Source organism: Gloeocapsa sp. DLM2.Bin57, from assembly GCA_007693955.1.
In the GTDB taxonomy this organism is placed as follows: domain Bacteria; phylum Cyanobacteriota; class Cyanobacteriia; order Cyanobacteriales; family Gloeocapsaceae; genus Gloeocapsa.
Genome location: RECR01000066.1, coordinates 1 through 25,891, shown reverse-complemented (window position 1 = coordinate 25,891; position 25,891 = coordinate 1). Strand labels below are relative to the sequence as shown.

The 25,891-nt window shown below is 37.0% G+C and carries 24 protein-coding genes and 2 tRNA genes; 9 read left to right on the top strand and 17 right to left on the bottom strand.

The genetic code is table 11. The annotated features are described in order from the left end of the window. Nucleotides 1–6 precede the first annotated feature (6 nt). Complete coding sequence (locus EA365_07870; GenBank protein ID TVQ45345.1) at nt 7–1,416, bottom strand: bifunctional orotidine-5'-phosphate decarboxylase/orotate phosphoribosyltransferase; 1,410 nt, start codon at nt 1,414–1,416, stop codon at nt 7–9. Between the two features lie 96 nt (nt 1,417–1,512). Between EA365_07870 and EA365_07865 the strand changes: the two genes are divergently transcribed. The 6 genes from EA365_07865 (at nt 1,513) to EA365_07840 (ending at nt 7,511) form a co-directional block, all read left to right on the top strand. After that, nucleotides 1,513–1,716 carry a hypothetical protein gene (locus tag EA365_07865; protein TVQ45344.1) on the top strand — a complete coding sequence of 68 codons (204 nt, stop codon included), beginning with the start codon at nt 1,513–1,515 and terminating at the stop codon, nt 1,714–1,716. Nucleotides 1,717–1,938: 222 nt separating this feature from the next. Then, entirely contained in the window at nt 1,939–2,919 is a 981-nt protein-coding gene (locus EA365_07860) for an NAD(P)-dependent oxidoreductase (protein ID TVQ45343.1), read from the top strand. Nucleotides 2,920–2,924: 5 nt separating this feature from the next. After that, nucleotides 2,925–3,812, top strand: a complete 888-nt coding sequence (locus EA365_07855) for a glycosyltransferase (protein ID TVQ45342.1) — start codon at nt 2,925–2,927, stop codon at nt 3,810–3,812. Nucleotides 3,813–3,824: 12 nt separating this feature from the next. Next, nucleotides 3,825–5,498 (top strand): nucleotide pyrophosphatase, encoded by a 1,674-nt coding sequence (locus EA365_07850; GenBank protein ID TVQ45341.1) that lies wholly within the window; start codon nt 3,825–3,827, stop codon nt 5,496–5,498. After that, complete coding sequence (locus EA365_07845; GenBank protein ID TVQ45340.1) at nt 5,473–6,384, top strand: glycosyltransferase; 912 nt, start codon at nt 5,473–5,475, stop codon at nt 6,382–6,384. The genes EA365_07850 and EA365_07845 overlap by 26 nt, the downstream gene beginning before the upstream one ends. Nucleotides 6,385–6,614: 230 nt before the next feature. Next, nucleotides 6,615–7,511, top strand: coding sequence for a sulfotransferase (locus tag EA365_07840; protein TVQ45339.1), 897 nt, complete (start codon nt 6,615–6,617; stop codon nt 7,509–7,511). Between the two features lie 73 nt (nt 7,512–7,584). Here EA365_07840 and EA365_07835 read toward each other — a convergent pair whose 3' ends face one another. From EA365_07835 to EA365_07825, 3 genes are read right to left on the bottom strand one after another with little or no spacing between them, the layout of a single operon-like run. Beyond that, a complete protein-coding gene (locus EA365_07835) occupies nt 7,585–9,036 on the bottom strand; it encodes a lipopolysaccharide biosynthesis protein (protein ID TVQ45338.1) in 1,452 nt (483 codons plus the stop codon). A gap of 18 nt (nt 9,037–9,054) precedes the next feature. Continuing rightward, a complete protein-coding gene (locus tag EA365_07830; protein ID TVQ45337.1) occupies nt 9,055–10,533 on the bottom strand; it encodes an NAD(P)/FAD-dependent oxidoreductase in 1,479 nt (492 codons plus the stop codon). Nucleotides 10,534–10,535: 2 nt separating this feature from the next. Continuing rightward, a complete protein-coding gene (locus EA365_07825; GenBank protein TVQ45336.1) occupies nt 10,536–11,531 on the bottom strand; it encodes a glycosyltransferase in 996 nt (331 codons plus the stop codon). A gap of 84 nt (nt 11,532–11,615) precedes the next feature. Between EA365_07825 and EA365_07820 the strand changes: the two genes are divergently transcribed. Together EA365_07820 and EA365_07815 are read left to right on the top strand one after the other, a co-directional pair. Further along, the gene (locus tag EA365_07820; GenBank protein ID TVQ45335.1) at nt 11,616–13,265 is read left to right on the top strand and encodes a hypothetical protein; all 1,650 of its coding nucleotides are present in this window, start codon (nt 11,616–11,618) and stop codon (nt 13,263–13,265) included. Between the two features lie 73 nt (nt 13,266–13,338). Further along, nucleotides 13,339–14,409 carry a glycosyltransferase gene (locus tag EA365_07815; GenBank protein ID TVQ45334.1) on the top strand — a complete coding sequence of 357 codons (1,071 nt, stop codon included), beginning with the start codon at nt 13,339–13,341 and terminating at the stop codon, nt 14,407–14,409. Between the two features lie 24 nt (nt 14,410–14,433). On the opposite strand, the gene EA365_07810 is transcribed toward EA365_07815, so the two are convergent. The 13 genes from EA365_07810 to EA365_07750 form a co-directional block, all read right to left on the bottom strand. Beyond that, nucleotides 14,434–15,321 (bottom strand): sugar ABC transporter permease, encoded by an 888-nt coding sequence (locus EA365_07810; GenBank protein TVQ45333.1) that lies wholly within the window; start codon nt 15,319–15,321, stop codon nt 14,434–14,436. A 52-nt stretch (nt 15,322–15,373) separates the two neighbouring features. Then, nucleotides 15,374–15,826, bottom strand: a complete 453-nt coding sequence (locus EA365_07805; GenBank protein TVQ45332.1) for a DUF4281 domain-containing protein — start codon at nt 15,824–15,826, stop codon at nt 15,374–15,376. 2 nt (nt 15,827–15,828) lie between these two features. Further along, complete coding sequence (locus EA365_07800) at nt 15,829–16,551, bottom strand: ABC transporter ATP-binding protein (GenBank protein TVQ45331.1); 723 nt, start codon at nt 16,549–16,551, stop codon at nt 15,829–15,831. Further along, a complete protein-coding gene (locus EA365_07795; protein ID TVQ45330.1) occupies nt 16,544–16,780 on the bottom strand; it encodes a ferredoxin family protein in 237 nt (78 codons plus the stop codon). Before EA365_07795 ends, EA365_07800 begins: the two co-directional genes overlap by 8 nt. A 36-nt stretch (nt 16,781–16,816) precedes the next feature. Beyond that, a complete protein-coding gene (locus EA365_07790; GenBank protein ID TVQ45329.1) occupies nt 16,817–18,025 on the bottom strand; it encodes an ATP phosphoribosyltransferase regulatory subunit in 1,209 nt (402 codons plus the stop codon). Between the two features lie 12 nt (nt 18,026–18,037). Continuing rightward, a complete protein-coding gene (locus EA365_07785; GenBank protein ID TVQ45328.1) occupies nt 18,038–18,976 on the bottom strand; it encodes a molecular chaperone DnaJ in 939 nt (312 codons plus the stop codon). Nucleotides 18,977–19,005: 29 nt separating this feature from the next. After that, nucleotides 19,006–19,833 carry an inositol monophosphatase gene (locus EA365_07780; protein ID TVQ45327.1) on the bottom strand — a complete coding sequence of 276 codons (828 nt, stop codon included), beginning with the start codon at nt 19,831–19,833 and terminating at the stop codon, nt 19,006–19,008. Nucleotides 19,834–19,838: 5 nt separating this feature from the next. Beyond that, nucleotides 19,839–20,048: a thiamine biosynthesis protein ThiS gene (thiS, locus tag EA365_07775; GenBank protein TVQ45326.1), complete on the bottom strand. Its 210-nt coding sequence runs from the start codon at nt 20,046–20,048 to the stop codon at nt 19,839–19,841. Beyond that, nucleotides 20,045–21,058, bottom strand: a complete 1,014-nt coding sequence (locus tag EA365_07770) for a thiamine phosphate synthase (GenBank protein TVQ45325.1) — start codon at nt 21,056–21,058, stop codon at nt 20,045–20,047. Before EA365_07770 ends, thiS begins: the two co-directional genes overlap by 4 nt. Beyond that, nucleotides 21,055–22,248 (bottom strand): N-acetyltransferase, encoded by a 1,194-nt coding sequence (locus EA365_07765; protein TVQ45324.1) that lies wholly within the window; start codon nt 22,246–22,248, stop codon nt 21,055–21,057. Before EA365_07765 ends, EA365_07770 begins: the two co-directional genes overlap by 4 nt. 84 nt (nt 22,249–22,332) lie before the next feature. After that, a tRNA-Thr gene (locus EA365_07760) sits at nt 22,333–22,404 on the bottom strand. Nucleotides 22,405–22,417: 13 nt separating this feature from the next. Continuing rightward, nucleotides 22,418–22,499: transfer RNA gene (locus tag EA365_07755), tRNA-Tyr, on the bottom strand. A 69-nt stretch (nt 22,500–22,568) separates the two neighbouring features. Next, nucleotides 22,569–23,678 carry an HlyC/CorC family transporter gene (locus EA365_07750; GenBank protein TVQ45323.1) on the bottom strand — a complete coding sequence of 370 codons (1,110 nt, stop codon included), beginning with the start codon at nt 23,676–23,678 and terminating at the stop codon, nt 22,569–22,571. A gap of 193 nt (nt 23,679–23,871) precedes the next feature. On the opposite strand from EA365_07750, the gene EA365_07745 reads away from it, so the two are divergent. Further along, on the top strand, nt 23,872–25,710 hold the full coding sequence (locus EA365_07745) for an ABC transporter ATP-binding protein (GenBank protein ID TVQ45322.1): 1,839 nt from the start codon (nt 23,872–23,874) through the stop codon (nt 25,708–25,710). The last annotated feature ends 181 nt before the right edge of the window (nt 25,711–25,891 follow it).

Here is a 25,891-nt window from a genome sequence, read left to right as displayed (position 1 = left end):
TCGCTATTAATCCTTGAGACATTGATATTGTTCTTTAGTAATTCTTCCTGCTTCGTATAGGGTTTGGGTTATCTCAGAAATAGTTAAAACTGCATGAGCTTGATAACCCGCCGCTTGTAGTCTCTCTTGTACACCCTGTTCATGATTAATAAACACAACGATATCTTCTACAATTAAACCACAGGATGTTAACTTTTCTGCACCTTCTAGAGCACTTTTACCAGAAATTAAGATATCATCAATAACAACTACTTTTTCTCCTTCCTGATAATGTCCCTCAATCAGACGACGTGTACCATGGGCTTTAACTTCTTTACGGGGAAAAATCATCGGATGATGTAACATTAGGGCTAAACCAGTAGCTGTAGGTAATGCACCATAGGGAATCCCTGCAATACGATCAAAGGTTAACTTCTCTACTATTTTGGCGTAAGCTAATAAAACTTGGTGGAATAATTGAGGTTGAGAAATAATCTTTCTTAAATCGACATAGTAGGGAAAAATCGCCCCAGAAGCTTGGACAAATTCTCCAAATAGTAAACAACCTATATCATATAATTGCAGGATTAATTCTTGATAAGGATGTTCTGCTAATAAACAGATATCAGGTGTCCATAATTCACAACTATTGTTATTCTGAGTATGGGTAATTCTAATCTCGTTGACTTGTTGTTTAAGGTTTTCAACTCTCTGTTGCAGATTATCTTCACTTAACCAATCTTGGGGAATAGGTAAGATTAAACCTGTACCATTTTGATCTAAACCAGTGGTTAAGATTTCCTTGAGGTGATCTCCTTCTCCCCAAAAACTACGTAATAGTATAGTTCTTTCTGGTGCTAAAGAGCGAATTTTACTTAATACGCTGGTTTGACTAGTTCCTACTTCTAAAAAGACTTGTTCTGGTGAACCCCAGTTTCTCGCTTCTTTAATTAATTGTAGATAAAAAGGATACGCTCCGCTAGGGTACTCTTGTAGAATAACTGCACCAGGATTAGAGGTACAACAGAGTAAAAATACTCCTTTATCAGGATATAATAAAAAGGGTGTGGCTTGATCTTGTCCTGGATAAGGATTAAGGGTAACCCCATCTACTCCCCAACTTTCAAAAATAGTCTCAGCAAAGACACTGCTACTGTTAAGATCACTATGTTTAGCATCTAAAATAATCGGAATATTTTTAGGGATACTAGCGATAATTTCGATTAATAATTCTATTCCCTCTACCCCCAAGGCTTGATAAAATCCTAATGTAGGTTTATAAGCACAGACATGATCTTGAGTTTGGGAGATGATCTCCTTTAACCATTCTCTGAGGTTATATTTTTGAGGTAACATTTCAGGATTAGGATCTAACCCTACTACTAACAAACTTTGATTGAGGGAGATCGCTTGGTTTAATTTCTCAAAAAAACTCATTAATCTTGCTTATTTAACCAAAGGGATTATGCTTTTTAGTAAGTTTATCATAGAATCATAGCCAGTATCAAAACTAAATTAGCTAGATTAGCCACGATGAAAATCAGATTACACACTAAAGCAATAGTAAATAATGGAGAATTGAAAGCTACCATACCTCCAGAAATTCAAGACGGTGAAAGAGATATTATTTTAATTGACCAAGATCAAGAGGATGACTTTGAAAGTATGAGGCAAATAGCCAAAGATCAAGGCTATGATAGCAGAGAAAAAATATGGGAACTTATCAAAAACAATTAACTTGTCAGAAGAAATACCAACAGAAGATATAGACATATTCTTAACCGCCAAATTTGGGTTAGCTGATTGTTTTGTATCTGCTAATCGAAAACTGTTAAAAGCGATCGCCGACACTAATTTGATTAAGTGCGGACAGCGAAACGTATCTCTTCGAGATCACTTCGTTTGATTTAGCAAAAAACCATTATATTAAGATTAGATAAAAGTTAGTAACCCATTAACATGAAAGTTTTAGTAACAGGAGCATCAGGGTTTATTGGTAGTTATTTAACCAAAATGCTTACAGAACAAGGATATGAAGTTAAAGTATTAGTGCGTCCCAATAGTGATTTAACTGCATTAGAAACCTTAGACATAGAAATAATTACTGGAGATATTCAAGATCGAGATTGTTTAACTAAAGCTATGAACGGTTGTCAACAAGTCTATCATGGGGCTGCACAATGTACCAAGAGCAATGTTCCTAAAACAGCCTATTATGCTATAAACGTTGAAGGAGCGAAAAATTTAGCTCAAATTGCTGACAAAACTAGTCTAGAAAGGTTGGTTTATCTAAGTACAGCGGGGGTGTATGGAACAAACAAACAATCGAAAGTTAATGAGCAGACAACTCCTAAACCCAATACTTATTATAGAACTACGAAATTACTAGCAGAGCAGGTATTTTTACAAGCATATCAAGAACAGGGTTTACCTGTGGTCATTGCTAGATTATCAGGAGTATGTGGAGAAGGTTATTTAAGCTGGTTAGGGTTAGCGCGAGAAATCGCTACAGGTAATTTTGCTTTAATTGGAACAGGGGAAAATTACTATCATTTAGGACATATTTCTGATGTTGTGCAAGGATTAAAATTATGTGCTCAAACTCCTGGTATCGAAGGAGAAATTTATAATCTTGCAGCTAAAGAACCTATAAAAGTCAAAAATATAGTTAAAGCCATTGCTGATACTCTTCAAGTTAACTATACTGGCAAACAATTACCCGCTTTTCCCTATCAAAGTTATAATGCGATCACCGAATGGATTTACCATAATTTAGGCAGACAAATACCAGGTCATCATCGTTATGATATTTTTTTAGGCAATCGCTATAATGACATCTCCAAAGCTATGACAGAGTTAAACTATTCTCCTCAAATTGCACCAGAGGAGGCAATTAAACAACTAGTCTCTTGGTATCGTAGTCAAGGTTATCTATCTTAAGAACAATGAACCTTCCTTTTTTTTCGATTATTATTCCTACTTATGCACGTCCAGACAAGTTATCTAACTGTTTAGCAGCATTATCAAAGTTAAATTATCCTAGTGATAAGTTTGAGGTAATTATTGTGGACGATGGTAGTCCTATGAGTTTAGAGGAAGTGATTGCACCTTGGCAGTCTCAACTGACTTTGATACTATTAAAACAAAAGAATCAAGGTCCTTCTGTAGCTCGCAATTTAGGTAGTAACCATGCTCAAGGAGAGTTCCTCGCTTTTACAGATGATGATTGTGCACCCGATGTAAATTGGTTACAGACATTAGCTGAGGAGTTTGTTAAAAATCCTGATTGTTTTATCGGTGGTCGCACAGTCAATGGCTTACCAGATAATCTCTTTTCTACGACAAGTCAGTTATTAGTTGATTATCTTTATGGTTATTATAATAGTGAGGAAACCAAAACTCGTCAAACTAGCTTTTTCACTTCTAACAACTTTGCTGTGTCTCGGGAAATATTTCAAAGTCTCGAGGGATTTAGTGAAAAATTTCCTTTAGCTGCTGCTGAGGATCGAGAATTATGCGATCGCGCTTTACAATTAGGCTATAAAATGATTTATGTTCCTGAAGCTTTGGTTTACCACTATCATTATCTGACCTTATCTAAATTCTGTCGTCAACATTTTAACTATGGTAGAGGTGCAATCCATTTTAATCAAGCTAGGGCTAAACGAGATTTAGGTAAAATTAAGCCAGAATCATCGCCTTTTTACATTAATTTACTACTTTACCCTTTTAGAAGAGGGTTTTCTTTTAAAGCTCCTGTTATGTCAGGATTACTAGTATTAACGCAAATTGTCCATAGCGTAGGCTGTTTTTGGGAAAGAAGGAAAATTTAAAAGACTAAAATTATGAAAAATCCTGTTATTGCTATTGGTTTAGATTCAGCTGATCCAATCTTACTAGAAAAATACATCAAACAAGGTTACCTAAAAAACTTGGCTAAATTGCGATCGCAAGGTACTTACGGACGACTTTTTAACCCGGTTCAATATCCCGAACAAAAAGATCAATTTGTAATTACTGAATGTCTCTGGGTGATTTTTGCTACTGGGTGTTTACCCCATAAAACGGGTTATTGGACTCCTGTTGATTATCGCCAAGATAGTTATCAAGTGACTTATGATACTAGAAATGGAGGCTACGATTATCAAGAGTATTTACCCTTTTATACCCTATTAGAAAATCAGCGCGCTACCATTTTTGACCTTCCTGTGTCAACCCTGTGTGAACAAGTCAACGGTTTACAAGTTCTCGGTTGGGGTGGTCATGATCCTTTCACTCCGAGTCATTCTCTTCCTCCTGAACTCTTACCAGAACTTACCGCGAAACACGGTAAAGATCAAATTTATCAAAATGATATTGGTATTTGGTGGGATAAAAAGTACCGTAAATGGTTACCAGAGGTTTTAAAAACGAACATCGCTAAACGTTCGGCTATTTGTCAGGATTTATTATCTCGTGAACCCTGGGATTTCTTTTTAACGGTTTTAAGCGAAACTCATACAGCAGGTCATGATTTATGTGGCTATAGTTACCCTGATCACCCTCTCTATCAAACCCTAAAACCAGATAAAAACTCTCCTGATGTGATGTTAGAGGTTTATGAACATATAGATCAAGCTGTAGGAGAAATCCTCGCTCAAGCTCCTGAAAATGCCTATACCCTAGTTTTCTCTCTTCATGGTATGGATGTTAATATGGCTGATCTACTAACTATGCTCTTTTTACCAGAATATCTCTATCGCTTTAATTTTCCTGGTAAAACCGCTATAGCTCCAGGTGAAATTGATACTCCTCCAGGACCAATGATTACTAATCCTGTGCGCAATTCTTGGCTAGGGGAAATCTGGGTGAGAAATACACCTCAAAATTGGGCACAAAAATTGTTCAAATCATGGACACCAAGTAATTTACTCTCTTCTCCCCAAAATGGTCTAGATTGTCCTTTCTCCTTATTAGATGGGTCACATAATTTAGCTTGGATGCCTTCACGTTGGTATCAACCTCTCTGGTCTCAAATGAAAGCTTTTGCTTTACCTACCTTTACTGATGGTCAAATTCGCATTAATCTTAAAGGTCGAGAAGCTCAAGGAATCGTCGAACCATCTGAGTATGATGGACTTTGTGAGGAAATTACCCAATTTCTCTCTCAAATTGTGAACGCGAGAACTGGAAAACCTGTAGTTAAACGAGTTATTCGTACTCGTCAATCACCCCTGGAAGATGAGTCTAAACTTCCTGATGCAGATTTAATCGTTAAATGGTACGATACTCCCGTTGATGTGGTGGATAGTCCTCAATTTGGTCGTATTGGACCTGTTCCCTATTTTCGCCCTGGTGGACATCGGGAAAGAGGCTTTTTAATGGCGACAGGACCTGGGATTACTCCTAATTCTAGTTTTGGTAGTGGTAATGTGGTAGATTTACCCGCAACTATGTTGCATTTGCTCAATGTCCCCATTCCTGATTACTTTGATGGTAAATCTTTATTAGAAAATGAACTCAGAACAACTTCGGTGTAATCAACGGATTTTTTCGATCATTATTCCGACTTACTCTCGTCCACAATCGATCGCTGCTTGTTTGCAGTCTCTGACTGGTCTCAATTATCCTCGGGATGATTTTGAGGTAATTGTGGTGGACGATGGTAGTCCTATGGATTTAGAGCCAGTTGTTAATCCCTATGGTGATCAATTACATCTTCGCTTAATTAAACAAGCTAATAGTGGTCCTGCTAAAGCGAGAAATGCGGGAGCAGAGGTAGCTAAAGGTTGTTTTCTAGTTTTTACTGATGATGATTGTGAGGCTTTACCCGATTGGTTAAATGCTTTTGCTGCTGGTTTTGCTGGTACACCTGATAGTTTATTAGGGGGTCATACTCTTAATAAGTTAACAGATAATCTTTATTCAGAAGCGAGTCAATTATTGATTGATTATCTGTATCAATACTATAATGTAGAAACAGAAACACCTTTGTTTTTTGCTTCTAATAATATCGCTTTACCTAGAGAAATATTTGAGAAAATGGGAGGATTTAATATTAATTTTCCTCTCGCTGCGGGAGAAGATCGGGAATTTTGCGATCGCGCTTTACAACTGGGTTATACTCTTAGATATATTCCAGAAGCAGAAATAGCTCACTCTCACTATTTAACTTTAGCTAAATTTTGGCGTCAGCATTTTAATTATGGTCGTGGTGCTTATTTTTTTCATCAGAATAAAGCTCAAGGTTTAGACGGTAAAATAAAAGTAGAACCTCTGACTTTTTATGTCAATTTACTAACTTATCCTTTTGGTCATAAATCTTGGCTTCCAGGAACATTAATAGCTAGTTTATTTTGGCTTTCTCAGGTTGCTAATGTAGCTGGGTTTTTCCAACAGAAATTAACAAGAGGAGAAAGTATTTAAGTTAAAACCTAGTTTTATCACCAAAATTATAGCCAAACAATTAAAAATATGCAATAATATCTGTGAAAAGTCGCCAAAAATGGGGCTTTAAACTAGTTAACCAAATTAATAATGTAATATTTACGTTACAAAAATGGTTAGAATATCTTAGAAACGTTTTATTGGTAAATGGCGTTATTGTTTTATAGTTAGACTGTCAAAACAATTTAATTTTAACTAAGTTTAATCCTATGGCTTTGACAATTAAACAAACATCTTTCTTGAAAGAAGAACCAGGAAGGCTTCCAGACTTTATTATTATTGGTGGTATGAAATGCGGAACAACGAGTTTACACTATTACCTTAATTGTCATCCTGATATTTCCATGTCACGGGAAAAAGAATTAAACTTTTTCATTGAGGAAAAAAATTGGCATAAAGGAATTGAATGGTATCAGTCAAAATTTACAGGTAACGCTAAAATTTACGGCGAAGCCTCCCCAAATTATACCTATTATCCTAATTGGCAAGGAGTTCCAGAAAGACTCTATTCTACAATTCCCCATGCTAAACTTATTTATATTCTTCGAGATCCAATAGAAAGAATTATTTCTCATTATGTTCATCGCTACGCTGATGGTAGAGAAAATTGCTCTATTACAGAAGTACTAGCAGATTTTGAAAATAATCCCTATAATCCTTATGTTTGTCGCAGTCGTTATTACTGGCAATTAGAGCAGTATTTACGCTATTTTCCTTCCTCTAACATTTTGATTTTAACCTCTGAACAATTAGAACATTTCCCTCAGAAAACCCTACAAACAATTTTTAGATTTTTAGCAGTATCTGAAGATATTAATCTAAACAATTATCAGAAAAAACTGCATAAATCTATCTATAAACGTCGCAAAAACAATCTGGGCAATGCTATAGCTGAACTTCCAATAATGACTAAAATTGATAATCTTCATCCTGCTGTAAGATATAATCTAAAACAGATAATTTATTTTCCTTTTTCTGCACCTGTTAACAAACCGCAGTTAACATCAGATTTACAAAGTAAATTAGTTAAATATTTTCAAGATGATATTAATCGTTTACGAGAATACACTGGTTATGATTTTACCGAATGGTCTCTAAATATATAGCGCTACGCGCAAAGCACTTATGCACTCATGTTAGCTATTAATGGTGTCTCTCCTCTGTGTCAGGAGAGTCATATCAATCCTTCTTAGCAGTGGCTAAAGAAAAAAGACTGAGTAACTCTTGGAAAAGTTGGGGGTTAATTAATCTAATGGTTAAAGGATAACTCAACAGACCAACTGCTGTACAAACTAATAGTAAAGCTATAGGAGATAACCAAATCTCCAAAAAGTATGTTGTTAAATAAAGAGAAGCAACCATAACTGAAGAACCTAATAAAGGAGTTAGAAACTGTTTAAAATAAGTTAACCAAGAAATATTAATTAGTTTCTTTAATAACCATAAATTAGCAGGAAAAATACTATAAACCCCAACCACAAAAGCTATTGCTACAGCAATAATACCTTTGTCTATTACCAATAAAGCCACTAGAAAACTGAAAATACCATTAAATAAACTCAACCAAAGTCGCCAATCAGGTTTACCCAGAGCGACAAAAACAGCCAAATTTAAAAAAGAAAGAGAGGAGAGAATACCCATAAACGTTAATATTCTCATCACAGGTACAGAATTACTCCATTGTTCACCAAACAAAGTAGTAATAACAATAGGCGCTAATGTTAGCATACCCAAAAAAGCAGGAAAAGCGATTAAGGTAATTAATTGAGTTACTCGGTAAAAAGCTTGACGAAAATACTCTGGTTGTTTCTGTAATCGTGAGAAAACAGGGAGAGAGACCTGATTAATAGTATTGACTAGTAATTGAGTCATAACTTCCAGGATACGATAGGCGATCGCGTAATAACCTAAAGCTACTTCCCCTAAAAAATAGCCAATCAACAAATTATCAGAATTTCTTTCAAAGAATTTTACAACTTTATAAAGTAAAACATAGATACTAAAACCAAATAAATCCTGAAAATGTTTTTTTGAGAACCTAAATTGTGGACGCCATTTTATTGCTCTCCACATCACTAAAACTACAACAGATTCAAAGGTTAACTGTTGACCAACTAAACTCCAAACACCGAAACCAGAAAAAGCCATAGTAATGCCCACAATTCCGCTAATTGTAATAGCGATTAATGAGCGAATTGCCATAATTTTAAAACCAAAATCTCGCTGGAGAATTGCTTTAGGTATTTGACCCAAAGAATTTATAATCAATAAACCTGCAAAACAACGTAAAATTGGTGTAAGTTGTGGTTGTTGAAAAATTACTGCTAATTGCCCAGCTAAAAGTAAACTAATCAGAAAAAGTAAGATACCACTAATTACTTGAATCCAAAATCCTGTATCTAAATGTTCAGTTTCTAGTTCTTCCCGTTGAACTAATGCAGGTGTCAAACCTTGTTCTAAAAAGATATTTAAAAATATCAAAAAAACATTAGCTAAGCTAACTAGACCAAAATCTTCTGGGGTTAACAAGCGAGCTAGAATCATAAAAATGATAAAAGATCCCGCTTGACTACCCCAGTGTTGGATTATAGACCAGATAGCACCTTGAATAGCTTTTGTTTTGATGTTCATAGACACCAAGTCAAAGGATTAGCTAAAACTTCTGCTTGACTCATTTTTAGTCATAAACTCTTCTTGATAAGAACGTTCTGTATTAACTTTCCACAAATCAAAATCAGCTCCGAGAATATTTTTAGCTGCTAAGATTCCAGTCAACATAGAATGATCTTGGTTATTATAGCGGTGCATACCATTACGTCCAACTGTCTGTAGATTTTCAAAACCAGTGATATAGTCTTGGATAACCTTGAGGTGTTGTTGGTACTCACCGTCATAAACAGGGTATGCTTTTAACTGACGAATCACCGTAGCATCTTCAACTTTACCAAGGTTATCTACTAAACCAAGTGCGACTATTTCTTCACTAGCCAATTGGATCAATTCTTGATCTGACATTGACCATAATTCATCTCCAACGCTACAAAAATACTCCATCCCTAAACAAGTTTTATTAGGATCAGGGACCATTTTCGGACTCCAATTTTTAAAGTTTTGGATACGTCCTACTTTAAATTCGGGACTATGGATATAAATCCAATTATCCGGAAAGAGATCCTTTTCTTGAATAATTAGGGGGACAATCAAGAAATCACGGTATTTGAGACCATTAGCCGCTTGCAGCACTGTTTCAGGGGGTAAGGGGTCTAGACAACGCAATAAAGCCGTTACAGGCATACTAGAAAGAAAATAATCTCCTGTGATTTCCCTAGTTTCTCCTTGGTGTTCAGCAATAACTTTGGTAATACGTTGACCAACTCTTTCTACCTTAACTACTTTTGTGTTTAAGTAAACTGGTGAGCCTTGGTTTTCTAGCTTTTGTTGGAAGGTTTCCCACATCATCCCTGGTCCTAAAATAGGATAATCAAATTCTTTGATCAAGGTTTTAGTATCGTTACTCCCAAAAAAAGCGTTAATCAAGGCTTTTTTCAAAGATAAACCTTTAATACGTTGTGCTGCCCAATCAGCCCGAATTTGGTTACAGGGAATACCCCAGACCTTCTCGGTATAACTTTTAAAAAAGGTTTGGTAAAGACGCTCTCCAAAGCGATTAGTTACCCATTGTTCAAAGTTCTCCTCTACGGGTAGGGGTTTTAGCTTGATTTTGAGATAACTATAGACACTTAAAAAGCTATAGACAATCCCCAAATTGATTAACGCGTTAAAAGGCTCTATAGGATAATTAAAGAACTTACCCTTGTAGTAAATACGGGATAAACGAGGGACTTTAATAAAATCATCTTCTAAAACTTCGTACCATAGTTCTTGGACTTCGGGAACTTTGGTAAAAAATCGGTGTCCTCCAATGTCAAAGCGATAATCTTTATAAGTTTCTGTGCGGGATATCCCTCCTACGCGATCGCCTTGTTCTAGTATGACAGAACGCCAGCCCTGTTTAGCTAGTTGGTAAGCCGCAGTTAAACCGGCCGGACCTCCGCCAATAACAATGGTAGTAGGAGAATTAGGGTTGTAAGCATTAAACTCACTATTTTGAGAGGTTGCTTGTATCATTTCTAGGCTTGTTTTAATTTTTGACGTAACCAATAACGAATTGTTCCTATGGCAAAACTAGCACCACTATAGAAGTAATAAAACCAGTGCCAAGGAAGAGTTCTGATTGTAAATAAAACGCCCCGCTTTTCTAGGAAAAAATTATATACCGAAGCGTTAAGGCTTAATAGTGCCACAATTATTAATACTGTTATTGTTAATACAGACGGTGTCCAAATTGCTTGGAACGATAACGCTAATAATCCATAAACTAATAACACACTCAAACGACTTGACCATTGTAAATTGAGGTCATTGGGTAGATAACCCTGACGATGAATTAATTCTGTCCAAGGTAAAGCGCGGTAAAACACATCTGCTCTTAACATAGAATAGGGTGTCCAATGCTTGAGATGTTTGACGTGTATCTCTTTACAGAGACGAATAGAATAACCTGAGGCTTTGAGACGGTATCCTAACTCAATATCTTCGATACAAGGACGACGATATTTTTCATCAAAACCGCCTATTTTCAAGAAAATTTCTCTTTTAATACCCCCACAAGCTCCCCAAAAAGTTGAGGCTTCTTCTTTACTGATTTGATGATTATAATGGTGAAAAAGATTTCTATACTGAGAGAGAAAATTAGGTGCACCTGGTTCATCGTCATAAGAACCAATTAAAGCGGCTAAATCTGGCTCAGAGGTGAAAACCTCAGCTACTTTTTCTAGGGTATCGGGATAAATGGTGACATCTGCGTCTATAAAAAATAAAATATCTCCTCTAGCTATTGCTGCACCCTTATTTCTAGCTGCTGCTGGTCCTTGACTAGTTTCGTTGCGTAGTACTTTTGCTCCAAACTCGGCGGCTAATTCTCCTGAACCATCGGTATCGCCATCGGCTATGACAATGACTTCTAATGGCTTACTATGGCTATCTTTTAAACTAGTAAGACATTTGTAAAAAGCTTCACCACCGTTATAAACAGGTATAATTACTGAAATTGTTTTTTGAAGCATTGTATTTTTATAATAATTTATGTTATTGATTATTAACCTATTGTTTAGGTTTTGTCAAGGAAAATTATCTACCATTTTGAAAGCATGCTTTACTTATTGATTATTTGGTTAATATTGCTACCAATTTGTCTATTTATTGGTCTTTTTGTCCTCAATTTAGGTCATGACCAAGCTTTTACTCCTGGTGGTGATCGCTTTATTGTAGCTATTTGGTTGGGAATTGTTTTACTGAGTATTTCTAACTTTGCTATTGCACTCATTTTACCTTTATCTCCTTGGGTTGGTTTATTGGTTGCTTTGATTTGGTTGATAGTTGCGCAATTATCAACTAATACCTGGCAAGATTTCAGACAATTACAACGGTTTCTTACTCCTGTTATTTTAGTCCAAGGTTTAGCTTTAACTATTGCTACTGCTGCTTTTAGCAGTCAACAAGTTATCTGGTTTGATAGTGGTTTATATCATGTAGGTTCAATTTATTGGTTAGCTAAATATGGTGTGGTGACAGGGATAGGTTTAATCCACTCCCGCTTTGGTTTTACTTCGTCTTGGTTTGGTTTTACCGCACCTTTATTACCTAACGCTTTAGGAGATAATATTGGGGCTGTTAGTAATGGTTTTATCTTCTTAATCTTCTTTTTTTGGGGCTTAATTGGCTTAAATCAAGCTTTAAGTCAAAATGGGAAAATAGCTGATTGGTTTGCGGTCATCTTTGTCTGTTTAATTTCTTTTATTTATTTAGCTGATAATAATAATGGTTTTAGTGTTATTTCTTTTTCCCAAGATATACCCATAGCGTTTTTAATTGGTATAGTGGCTTGGTCAATGCTAATAGTTGTCAATAGTATTAATAGTCAATGGATACCTCTAATTTTAGCGAGCGGTGCATTTAGTATTAAATTAACAGCGATACCTTTGCTAGGTTTAGTATTATTGTTTTATGTATGGAGAACCAAGAAAATTGTAGTAGCAATAGCTTTAACTATTATTCTTTTATTACCTAATACCTTGGTTTCTCTGCGCACTTCTGGATGTCCATTATATCCTTCTAGTGTCTTATGTTTAAATTTACCTTGGACCGTAGCTCAAGAAACAATCGCAGCTGAAGTGAATATGATAGGTAATATTGATCATATTGACTTTGAAGGTTCTGAGGTAAACCCTTTAGTCAAAATAGTGCAACAACGTTATAAATGGTTGACTAGATCTAAACAAATGTTGATAACCTTTGTGAGTTATCTTATTTCAGTAGGATTAGGTTTTTACCTATTATTATTTAGTAAAAAAACAGAGATAAATTGGGTTATTTTTCTAGGCTTATCCGGGACAACTTTTATTATGAGTCTTAGTCCTTTATTTAGATTCGGTGTAGGTTATTTGATGATGATTCCTGCTTTATTTACTGCTAATTACTTATTAAATCTTAAATTTAGGTTATCTCAACCACAAAAATACCTTAGATTAGTTTTAGTCTTTTTAATTTTTATTTTAATAATTCGGGGATGGGATAACTTAAATAATCGCTTGTTATTACCAGCTAAATTACCTTCATTTCCCCTAGTTAAAGGTCAAGTAAATGATGTAGAATATTATTATCCTGACAATTTTAAAATCCAATGTTGGCAGCGTCAATTACCTTGTGCGACTTTACCAATTCAACGTGATATTCAATTACGCAATCCTGAGAAAGGAATTAAAGCTGGTTTTATCTGGAAAACTCCCCCAAGTCAATAAACATATTTAATTGGATAGATATCTATGTTAATCTAAGTTAATTTCAACCATGTATTCACAATCTGTTAGTTAAATGCTTAATAAGTCTGGGTTAACTATTCCTGTACTCATTCCTACCCTGAAACTATCTTTAGTACTTCCTAGGAGTAATAGAGCGACTATCGACGCTATTATACATCTTCTCGATCGCGTCATTCCGAGAAATTATGAGTTAATCATTCCAGAAGATTTAGCCAGACAATATCCTCATCTTAAAACAATACCACCGAGTTCCCATTTAAGTTTAGCAGATACTATCATTCGTGGTTGGCAAGTTGCACAAGGAAATATTCTTGGTGTTATTCCCGCAGATATGCAACCTCCCCCAGAGATATTATTACAATTACTGCAAGAGATAGAAAGAGGTGCAGATTTAGCGGTAGGTAATTTAACTCCTCGTCGTTTCTCTCCTATTGCTAAGACTTTGGGATTATTAATTTTACCAGAAATTATCAATCGTTTAGGCGATCCTCTCAGTAATTATTTTTTAGTACGTAGAGAAGCCATTACACAGCACAAATTTACTCCCATTGATACTCAAATTCTTTTAGAAATAATGGGTAAAGGGAAGATTTATAAAATAGCTGAGATTAATTATGTTTGTCCACAAGCAAAAAGTGATTTAAGCTATCGAGAATATTTTGATTATTTTCAACATTTAATTAGGTTACGCTTCTCTATTTCTTCTCGATTTATTCAATTTTGTATCGTGGGAATTGGTGGAGTAATTGTTGATATGACTGTACTATTTATTTTTAGTGATCCTAATTGGTTTAATCTTCCTATTATTTTGAGTAAAAGTCTTTCTGCTGAAGCAGGAGTTATTCATAACTTTTTGTGGAATGATGCTTGGACTTTTCGAGATGTTGCTAAACAACAACCTGGAATTATCCCTAAGTTAAAAAGGTTACTCAAGTTTAATTTTGTTTGTTTGACTGGTTTAGTGATTAGTGTTGTGGTGTTATATATCCTTTATAATTATCTAAGGTTTGGCAATTTTCCTGGGGGGAAATATATAGCTAATTTAATGGCGATCGCTGTGGTTACTTTTTGGAATTTTTGGTTACATTCTAAATTAAGCTGGCGAGTCAGTCATGGTAAGTAATAAGGAATCATAAATAACTGGTTTTCAATCTTCTTCTGACCAAGTTTTTAACTGTAAATAAACAAAAAATAAGGTCACTAATAATAATAAAGTAGCTCCAGTTGCTGCATAACCAAATTGAAAACGAGCAAAAGCTTCTTGATAAACATAAAAAGCTAAAATATTAGTAGAATTTACTGGACCTCCACCAGTAATCACGTAAACTTGTTCAAAACTGCGCAGGGTAAAAATAACCGTAGTTACTACCACAAAGATCAAAGTAGGTTTTAATCCTGGTAAGGTAACGTACCAAAATTTAGCCCAAGGATTAGCCCCATCTAATTCTGCTGCTTCATAGAGAGATCCCGGGATAGTTTGTAACCCTGCTAAAAAGACTACTAGGTTAAAACCTAATTGTTTCCAAATACTTAGTAAAATTAAAACTAACATCGCCCAAACCCCACTACTTAACCAAGGGATAGCTTTAATCCCGAAAAACTCTAGTAAACTATTGACAGGTCCATCGGTTTGAAATAACCAACGAAAACCTAACCCAACCGCAACTAGAGAGGTAACCGAGGGAAGAAAATAAGCTGTTCGCAATAATCCTCGGGTTGGTAAAGATTGATTCAGTAGAACTGCTAAAATCAAAGGAATAATAATACTAGGTATAACCGTGGCAATAGTAAAATAAAGAGTGTTACCAATTACTTGACGAAAGTCATCATCGGTTAATAGCTTGAGATAATTTTGAATCCCTACCCAATGACTACCTTGACTACCAAGATTACCATCCGTAAAACTCAGGTAGATGAGATAAAGAATGGGCCAAAAGAGAAAGATACCGAGTAAAACTAAGGCGGGAGTCAAAAATAACCAAGCTGCAAAGTTATCTTGATCTAACCAAGTTAGGGGTGAAAAGCGTTTTTTCATGGTATTATTAAAAAGTCTATGTGAGACTAGTATCGCTCATCGGGAACTCACGTTAAGGTAAGGTTGATTCTACAGCTTGGGGTTGTTTAATTTTTTGACTTACCCATTGGGTGATGATATGGGATAATAAACCTACAGGACCTGCAAAGAGACATAAAATCAAAGAATGTATCGTCAGGACTCCTGTTTGTTGACCTTGTTGATAAATCCAACGACCGACGAATAAATCCATAACCAGAAAATGTACCCAACCTGTGGCTGCTGCTTGTTCATCACTAAAAAAACGAGCGATATCAGCGAGTTGGGGATTGGCTAAAGCTTGGGCTGATTCACCAGTAATTGCTCCAGAAATAAAGTAAATATATAAAGCGATCAAAGCAATAAAAGGTAAATAAGACTCCATGACTTTTTTGGTTATTCCCCAATTGGGTAGGATAATCATTAAAGTCCAGAAAGGTAAAACGAATAGATTGGCTAAGTTAAATAAGTTAGTCGTACTGAACATGATTATTCCTTGAATTTAGTACCTAAATACAATCCTGCAACTTTGGGGTCATTGAGTAAGTCTTCTCCCCTACCACAAAAGCGATCGCGACCATTTTCTAATACATAACCACGATCAGCCATTAATAAAGCTTTTTTAGCGTTTTGTTCTACAAGTATAATCGCTTTGCCTTGTTGATTAATAGCTTGTATTTGCTTAAAGACATTATCCACCAAGATAGGAGATAAAGCGGCTGAGGGTTCATCTAATAACAATAAATCTGGATCAAGCATTAATGCTCTACCCATCGCTAACATTTGACGTTCTCCTCCTGAGAGCGTCCCTGCGGCTTGACGGCGTCGTTCTGCTAGAATAGGGAAAATACCATAGATCTTGTTTTTACGTTCTTTTAAAGAACCAGAACTAATAAAAGCTCCCATTTCAAGATTTTCCTCTACAGAGAGGGAGGGAAAAACGTTAGCTACTTGTGGTACATAAGACATCCCTTTGGGGACAATTTGATTAGATTTAAGTCCGCTGATATTTTCCCCTTTAAAGATTATTTTACCTTGATTGGGTTTAAGCAAGCCAAAAATGGTTTTAGCTAGGGTAGATTTACCCGCTCCATTTGGACCGATTACCGCTACTAATTCTCCTGGAGCGATCTTAAAATTTATACCCTGTAAGATATTTAAGTCTTGATTATAGCCCGCGTAAACCTCTTCTACGGTTAATAAATTAGTCATTATCCGTTGGGGTTTTTTGTAAATCGGGACGCTCTTCGGGGATAATTGCTCCTTCTACGGGACATACTTGTAAACAGATACCGCAGTCGATACAAGTAGCGAAGTCTATCCAATACCAATCTGTACCTTTAGTATTTTTACCAGGTCCTGGATGAATACAAGCTACAGGACAAGCATCTACGCAATCAGCTACACCTTCACAGGTTTCTGTCAGGATTGTATGAGCCACTTTTAATTTACTCCCCTCAATTTACTTAACATAATTTTACAAATATTCTAGCTTAGCTTGACCTTGACTATCAACCCAAGCTAGATGAAGAATATTACAATCACGAGCATAGGCGTGAATAGTGGAGCGATCGCGTGTTCCTAAATCTAACTCTACTCTAACTAGATGTTTACAGTTGCGCAGTTTTTGAGCGTAGAGTATCGCTGCGCTAATTGCTTGGTCATTTTCGGGTATCACCAACCAATCTACAGGGAGAGTTTGTTGAGGTAGTATATAAGTAGAGAGTAAACAAGCGTGTAAAGCTTCGATATTGAGAGCAAAACCGATACCTGGTAAACTTTCTCCTTGGGGGTGATATATTTCTAATAATTGATCGTATCGTCCTCCTTGTCCGAGAATTTGCCATTGTTGGTTAGTATAGCCAAGGATTTTAAAGGTTATGCCACTGTAGTAGTCAATGGTTTGTAATAAGCTTAAATCTAGGGTAAGAGGAATTTTAGCTGTTTCTGAGATAAGTTGACAGAGAAATTCTAAGTTATTAACTATTTTTTGCCCTGAAGTCGATAAATTTAACTGATTAAGTTTACTTAAAACTGTTTCGGGGTTTCCGCGTAAGTCAAAGATTAATAAAGCTTGATCTAAAAGTTCTTGACTCAGGGATAATTGTTCTAAACCTACTCTATCTAGATTAGCTAGACAATCACGTACTTGTTGACGAATAGAGCTAGGAAAGGGTGCTAATAGAGACTGAGTTAATCCTACTTCACCTAGGACAATTTGCCATTGACTAACCCCGAGTTTTTCGAGACAATCAGCTACTAATAAGAGAATTTCTAAATCAGCTAGATTCCCACCTGCGAAGAGTAACTCTACACCTGCTTGAAAGAATTCTAATTGACGTCCATGATATCCTAAAGGGGGGTTACGGAAGATATTGGCTCGATAACATAAACGTTGGGGATAGCTACTATCAGACATACGCGTTACAGCTGCTCTAGCTATAGAAGCGGTTAAATCAGGACGTAATCCTAGGGGTGCTCCCTCTGCTTGTTGTAGTTGTATTATTTTGTCTGGAGTAATCGCCTCTTTAGCCACTAGGGTTTCTAGCCATTCTATTGTAGAAGTAACAATGCGCTGATAGCCCCAGCGAGAGAAGATATCCTGAAGGCGATCGTTGATCCAGGATTTCTGGGCTACTTCTAAGGGTAATAAATCTCTTGCTCCTGCTGGTGGTTGGTGAATCATAGTAATATTGACTTATTTCTTTTTGCCGAATAAATTAGAAAACATTCCCGACTTGGTTTTTTGCTCTTTTGGCTGAGTTTGTTTACTGTCTTTATTTTGTTGATCTAAGGCTGCTTTTGCCTCTATTACTATAGGATTTTTGGGGTCAGCTTGCCAAGCTTTGGCGATATGAATTTTGGCTAAACTGAGACTTTTTTGCTCTAGATAGATTAACCCTAACATAGCGTGACAAGCACTATTATTAGGTTCTATTTCTAAAACGTCTCTTAATTCTAGAGTAGCTTCTTTATACTTGTGGTTTTCTCTATATTCTTGCGCTCTTTTCAGACAAGATTCTATTGGGGAGGTTTTTTCAGCTTTTGTTTCTGTTGTTGGTGTTTGTGTGGTTTTGGCTTCCGGGGATATTGGTTGTGGTTGGGGTAAGATACCTGAGTCTGGTATTCCCTGTTGTTTTTTGATTTCCCGTTTTTGGGTTTCTTTGAAGACTAAGTAAACTAAGTTAATTTCGCTAATTTGGGCTATTTTATCGAGGATAGTATCTAAGTCTCGATATTGATCCATCGCTAGAGCGTTAACTAGTTTATGATAAATTTCTTCTAGTTTGCTTCCCGCTTTAGCTAGAGACTTGGCTTTATCTGAAGCTAAGGTTAATCTTCTTCCCTCTGCTGCGATGGTTTTCCCTTTTTGAGATAATAATAATTGATGTTCTATTCTAAATTTTTCTTTACTCAGTTGCTCATAAGCAGGATTAACTAAACAAGCTAAAATGTTACTAGCTAGTTTTTTAGCTTCGGGATGATTAACTTTACAAGTATCTGGGTGTAATTTGGGGACGATTTTCAGATATCTGAGACGAATTTCACGAGCATCTGCATCAAGAGGTACTCCAAGGATGGCATGATAATCGGTAATATCTAATTTGAATAACCCCTGTTTAATCTGAAATGACATATTTTTGTATTCCTAGCATCTTAAAATTATTACTTGTGTTGGTTATCCCATTCTCCCCAGGGAGGAGTTTCCTTTAAAGCTTGACTGAGAGAATTATGAATCTTACCATTAGTAGCAAGGATACGACCTGATACCATATTTAAGGGTGTTTGGTCGTAAGCTGTGATTTTCCCCCCTGCTTCTTCTAATATAACTATTCCTGCGGCGATATCCCAAGGTTTGATCCCTCTTTCCCAGTAACCATCGATTCTTCCTGCTGCTACATCGGTTAAGTCTAATGCTGCTGAACCACTGCGACGTACTCCTTGGGTAAGATGAGTTAGGTGGCAAAATTCTCGGTAATTATTATCTTGGGTTTCTCGGCGATCGTAAGCGAAGCCTGTTACTAATAAGCTTTGCTCTAATTTAGCTATATTTGAGACTTTAATACTACGACGGTTACAGGTAGCTCCTAATCCTGTAGCTGCACGAAATAATTCGTTACGAAAGGGGTTATAAACGACTCCTACTCTAGGTATTCCTGCGATTAGTAATCCAATAGAAACAGCAGCGATGGGGTAACCATGAGCGTAATTAGTTGTACCATCTAAAGGGTCGATCGCCCAGAGATATTCTTGACTACCTTTGTCTATTGCTCCTGATTCTTCAGCTAAGAGTGAGTGAGTAGGAAAATGACGCTGGATGATTTCGACGATTATCTGTTCAGATTTGGTATCTACTTCGGTGACTAAGTCTCCCGATCGCCCTTTTTCACTAATTGTCTCTAATTTTCCCCAAGATTCTTGGATAATCGCTCCTGCTGCTAAAGCTGCTTCTGTAGCAATATCCAAAAAATTTGACAATGATTGTGATTCCATTATGGTTAACCTCCACCTACTATGGTCACTACTTCGAGGCGATCGCCTTGTTTAATTTGGGTTTGTTGCCAATACTGTTTATGGAGGATTTCTCCATTATATTCTACTACCACCAAGCGAGGGTTTAAGTCTAATTGCTCTAATAATTGGGGTAGGGTTATTCCTTGGCTAGATTGATGGGTTTCACCGTTAACTTGTACGTTTATTTGAGTCATTTTCCTAACTGAGAAAGAAGATTTTGAGTAACTTGGGTAGGGTTATCTGCTTCCATAATCGCCCGCACTACAGCTACTTTTTTCGCTCCTGCGTCGATTACTGCGTTAAGGTTAGAGGTATCTATACCTCCAATAGCATACCAAGGAAGGGGTGAGTTAGCTACTGCGTAGCGTACGTATTCTAATCCTGCTGCTGGTTTTCCTGGTTTGGTGGGGGTAGTATATACAGGTCCTACTCCTAGATAATCTGCTCCTTGGGCGATCGCTTGGTTCATTTCCTCTGGGGATGTGGTGGAACGTCCGATCATAGCTTGAGGTCCGAGAATTTGTCTAGCTACTGCTATGGGTAAGTCTTGTTGTCCTAAATGTATTCCATCTGCTTTGACTGCTTGAGCTAAATCGAGGCGATCGTTAATAATAAATAGGGCGTTATATTGACTACATAGTTCTCTAAGTTTGCTTACTTGGGCTAGTCTGGTTAAATCATCTCCTTCTTTTTGACGATATTGTACAAGGGGTAGTCCTCCTTGGAGGGATGCTTCTACTATTGACAGTAAGTTAGGTTGGTTGGCAGTAATTAGATATAAATTGGCGTTTTGCAGTTTTTGTTTGAGAGGATAACCTAATAGTTCACTTTCTAGGGTATAGACTTGGTAACGCATTTGTTTAAAGGTTTTACCCATGTCTGGGTTAGAGAGTTTGCCGTATTCTTCTAATACTCTTAGGGCTTCCTGGACTCTAGCTATATTTGCTTGTAGTAAGGCTTGTATGTCTTCTCTGTGTTCTTCTTGGTCATGAGTCAGGGTTGTTCCTATATCTTGGGGTGTATTTCTAGACATTTTTAACTCTAGACTGTGCCAAGATCCTAAATTAGCGCGCATTTCTTTACATATTTGAGCTAAATTGGGGTTATCTAACCCAAAACGCGCCCATTCTTCGATAATTCTTAGTCCTTCTCTAGCTCTATCTAGATTGGCGTCTAAAATACGGTTAATTCTGGGGTCGTTCATAGGTTGGGTAGGTTAATTTCTCGTTTACTATAGGGTAAGTCTTGGTTAATAGCTTCGATTTCTTCGTTTTCTAGTTGATTAATCTGGTCAATATAGTTGTGGAGAATTTGACTCATACGTTGATTATAGAAACGGTGTAAGCTATAATTAGGGGTAGCAGGGAAACCACGACGGCGTTTATGACGTCCCCCAGCTCCAGGGTCAAACATTTGGATACCTTGATTAATAGCCCATTCTATGGGTTGGTAGTAACAAGCTTCAAAGTGTAAACAGTCAAATTCTTGTAAACATCCCCAATAACGTCCATAGAGGTTTTCTTCTTTGCGAATACAAAAAGACATCCCCACTGGTTTATGGGGATCATCTTCGGTGGTAGCAGTAACTAAAACGACGCGATCGCTATAATTGGGATGGAGTTGGGCGAAAAATTTGCGCGTTAGATATTTACTCCCTCCCCAAAATTTATCACAGGTACTGCTATAAAAGCGATAAATTAAGGGAAATAGTTGATGAGGTATATCTTCTCCTGTTAAGACTTGTATCTGTAATCCTGTGCTGGTAACTGCTTTACGTTCTCTTTTAATGTTACGTCGTTGATTAGCGTTGAATTGTTGTAAGTAATCGTCAAAGGTTTGAAAATTCTGGTTACTCCAGATATAACTATGGTGTAACCAACTCCTAAAACCAAAGTTTTCTAAAAGCGATCGCCAATCTGGATCAACAAAGAGAAAATGACAACCATTGATTCTATTTTTACTACAAAAATGTTCAATGGCTGTAATCATTACCTCTGTAATCGCTATTTCGTCTTGTCCCGGTGCAATCAAAAAGCGATAACCTACTGCAGGTGTAAAGGGTGTCATTCCCAACAATTTGGGATAGTAGCGTATTCCTAGGCGATAGGCTAAATCAGCCCATTGGTGGTCAAAGACGAACTCACCATAACTATGACTTTTGATATACAATGGTGCAGCTGCGATTAGTTCTTTTCCTAGCCAAATAGTTAAATGACAAGGTTGCCAACCTGTACTAGGTATTGCACTACCTGATGTTTCTAAGTTATGTAACCATTCCCATTCTAAAAAAGGGGTTTTTAGGGGTTTAGCCAAAGCATCCCAGGCTTGTTTAGGTATTTCGGCTATTTTGGCTAACCAATGAATAGAGTATTTCGGTTTTACTTGTTCAACCATATATGCTAAGTACTTATGCCGTCTCTCTATTAGTATAGAATTTATTAGAGCGATCGCTCTAAGTACTCAAACATTTAATTTCAAAGCCCGTGACGAGGATTGAACTCGTGACCTCACCCTTACCAAGGGTGTGCTCTACCACTGAGCCACACGGGCGATCTCGGGAACATGGGCCGAGCTGGATTTGAACCAGCGTAGGCATAGCCAGCGGATTTACAGTCCGCCCCCTTTAACCCCTCGGGCATCGACCCGTTTAGTTCCACGATTATTAATCTTAGCACAAGCATTAGGTAATGTAAAGGGGGTAGGCAGAAAATTAATTAACTTTTTTGGGAGACTGATAAATCGCTTTCATCGTAGATTTCTCCGACTAATTCTTCTAAGATATCTTCTAGGGTAATTAAGCCGAGAGTTCCCCCATATTCATCAATAACGATAACTAGATGTAAACGCTGTTGCAGCATTTCCCGTAGGAGATTACCGACTCGTTTAGTTTCGGGAACATAAAAAGGCGAATCCATCCCTTCTGTGACGCTGATTTGGTTAGCTTCTTCAGGAGAGAGATCCCGCAGGATTCTTAAAGCTTGTTTAAGGTGTACAATACCAATAATCTGATCCTTTGTTTCTTCTTGAACAGGAATGCGAGAATAACCCGTATCTAAAGATAAATTTACTAAATCAGGCAATTTAGCTGTACTAGAAATAGTTCGCATGGCAAAACGAGGTTTGACTACATCTCTAGCCATTAATTCATCTAGTAGTAATGCTTTATTGAGTAAATCGTGTTTATAAAAATCTAGTTGACCTTTACCCGTTAATAATTCCATCATCAACAGTAAATCAGCGAGAGATTCTCCTGTATTGATTGCTTTAGCTTGAAATAAACGAGCGATACTTTGAGTAATTTTTTCAAAAGTGGGTGTAATTCCCAACCAAGAGAAGATCCGAGATAACCAAAACACGGGACGAACCGTAGCCCTAAAAATAGCTTTGGTATTGGTAATAGCTAGGGATTTAGGGGTAATTTCGCCGAAAATAAGTACTAAAATCGTGATGATTGCTGTAGCTACTCCTAACCCCGCGTTACCTAGCCAAATAGCGAATAAATTACTAGTTAAAATAGCTGAGAAGTTATTAACTAGATTATTACCTAATAAGATAGTGGTAATAAAGCGATTACGATTATCTAAGACTAGACGATAAATCCCCGTGGGGTCTCCTTCTCTTTTAATGAGACCCTTTAATTTAAAGTTGTCAAAAGAGGTGATAGCTGTTTCTGAGCCTGAAAAAAAAGCTGAGAAAAACAGCATCAGGATTAAGACGGCAATATCTAACCAGATTTTCCCCAACAGAGGTTTTGGTTCAGATAAAGCTAACAATTGAGTAAAAATATTATCTACAATAGGTAAAAGCAAATTAGCCAACGACATAGGCTACTTTTAAAGCCCAAATAATCAGAGCAATGATACTCCCTAAAACTAGGAAGGCTGAAATAGCTACAAGTGTAGGCTTATCAGCCCCATCAAACTTCATAATACCGCGGTTTAGATCAGACATGATTATTATTCCTTCTTACGAAGATGATCTCAAAGATATTTTTATTTTACCAACACTCAAACTAATATGACTAATCTTACTTTAGAAGTACGTGATTTAGAAATTAAATTTAATAGTGATGATCGAGAGATTGTCGCGGTTGAAGGGGTAAGCTTTCAACTCGAACGTGGTAAAACTCTAGGAATCGTTGGGGAGTCAGGATCGGGGAAATCGGTAACATCTCTCGGGATTATGGGTTTAATTCCTCGTCCTGGTAAAATTACTCAAGGAGAAATTTGGCTGCATAGTGGGGATTTACCCCAACCGATTAACTTGTTAGCTTTAACATCACAAGAAAAGCGAACTTATCGTGGGGGGAAAATTGGGATGATTTTTCAAGAACCCATGAGTGCGCTTAATCCTGTTTATAATATCGGTTTCCAAATCACCGAAGCTATACAACTACACGACAAGATTAGTCTAGCTTCAGCAAGACGTCGAGCTTGTTCATTATTACAAGAGGTAAAATTATTAGCAACTGATCAAGAATTAACCGCTCAATATACGGCTATTCACCAAGACAACAGCGAGGCGCCCGATGTTACTCGCTATATCAATCAACAAAAACACAATCTACTGAAACGCTATCCCCATGAATTATCGGGAGGACAATTACAACGAGTGATGATCGCTATGGCGATTTCTTGTAATCCAGATATTCTAATCGCCGATGAACCGACTACAGCACTAGATGTAACTGTACAAGCTACCATTCTGAAGTTATTGCGAGATTTATCACAACAGCGGGGAATGTCGGTTATTTTTATTTCCCATGATTTAGGGGTAATCGCGTCAATGGCGGATCACGTAGCGGTAATGTATCAAGGCAAAATAGTAGAATATGGGGAAATTAAGCAAATATTACATAATCCCCAGCATCCCTATACTAAAGGTTTATTAGCTTGTCGTCCCCGTTTGGAACAATCATGGGAATATCTACCGACGATCGCTGATTTTATGCAGGTAACTACTAATTCTTCAGGAGAAGTAATCATTAAACCCCTAGAGACTGATCCTCCTCAAGTGGTTGATGAGATAGCACAAGCAGCTAGATTAGAACAAATCTTACAACAACCACCTTTACTGAGGGTGCGGAATCTCTGTGTTGGTTATCCTCAACGTAGTGTATTTGGTAATGAAAAAGGTTATCTAAGGGCGGTAAATCAGGTTTCTTTTGACTTGTATCCTGGAGAAACTTTAGGATTAGTGGGAGAGTCTGGTTGTGGAAAGTCAACCTTAGCTCGCGCTATTTTACGTTTGATTCCTCATCTCTCTGGGGAAATTAGCTTTAGGGGAGAGAATATCGCTAACTATTCCAGGGGCGATCGCCGTTTACGGAATTTGCGTCGAGAAATGCAGATTATCTTTCAAAATCCCTATAGTTCCCTCAATCCTCGCATGACTATTGGTAAGGCGATTCTTGAACCGATGTTGATTCATGGATTAGGGGGAAATCACACCAAGCGTCAACAACGATTAGTTTATTTATTAGATAGAGTGGGAATTAATCCTGATTTAGGCAATCGTTATCCTCACGAGTTTTCAGGTGGACAACGTCAACGCATTTGTATTGCAAGAGCATTAGCTATTAATCCTCAATTAATTATTTGTGATGAGTCTGTCTCTGCTTTAGATGTTTCTGTACAAGCACAAGTACTTAATTTACTTAAGGAGTTACAGCGCGAATTTGGCTTAACTTATATTTTCATTTCCCATGATTTAAGCGTGGTTAAATTTATCAGCGATCGCATTATGGTTATGAATCGCGGTAAAATCGAGGAACTCGGTACAGCCCAACAAATCTATCTTACTCCTACCCAAGCTTATACTCGTCAGTTGATCGCTTCTATTCCCCAAGGGTTTTAGGAATTAGGCAAGAGGGAAGAGGCAAGAGGGAAGAAGTTAGGTCAGTCAACCTTGATAACTATAATTAATTACAAATATAGATATTAATAGACAGATTCCCATTATCTAAAATTGTAGGTCAAATAAGCGTACTCTGTCAAGCCCCACACCCCGTAATTTTCGCCTCAGAGCCCTTGATTAG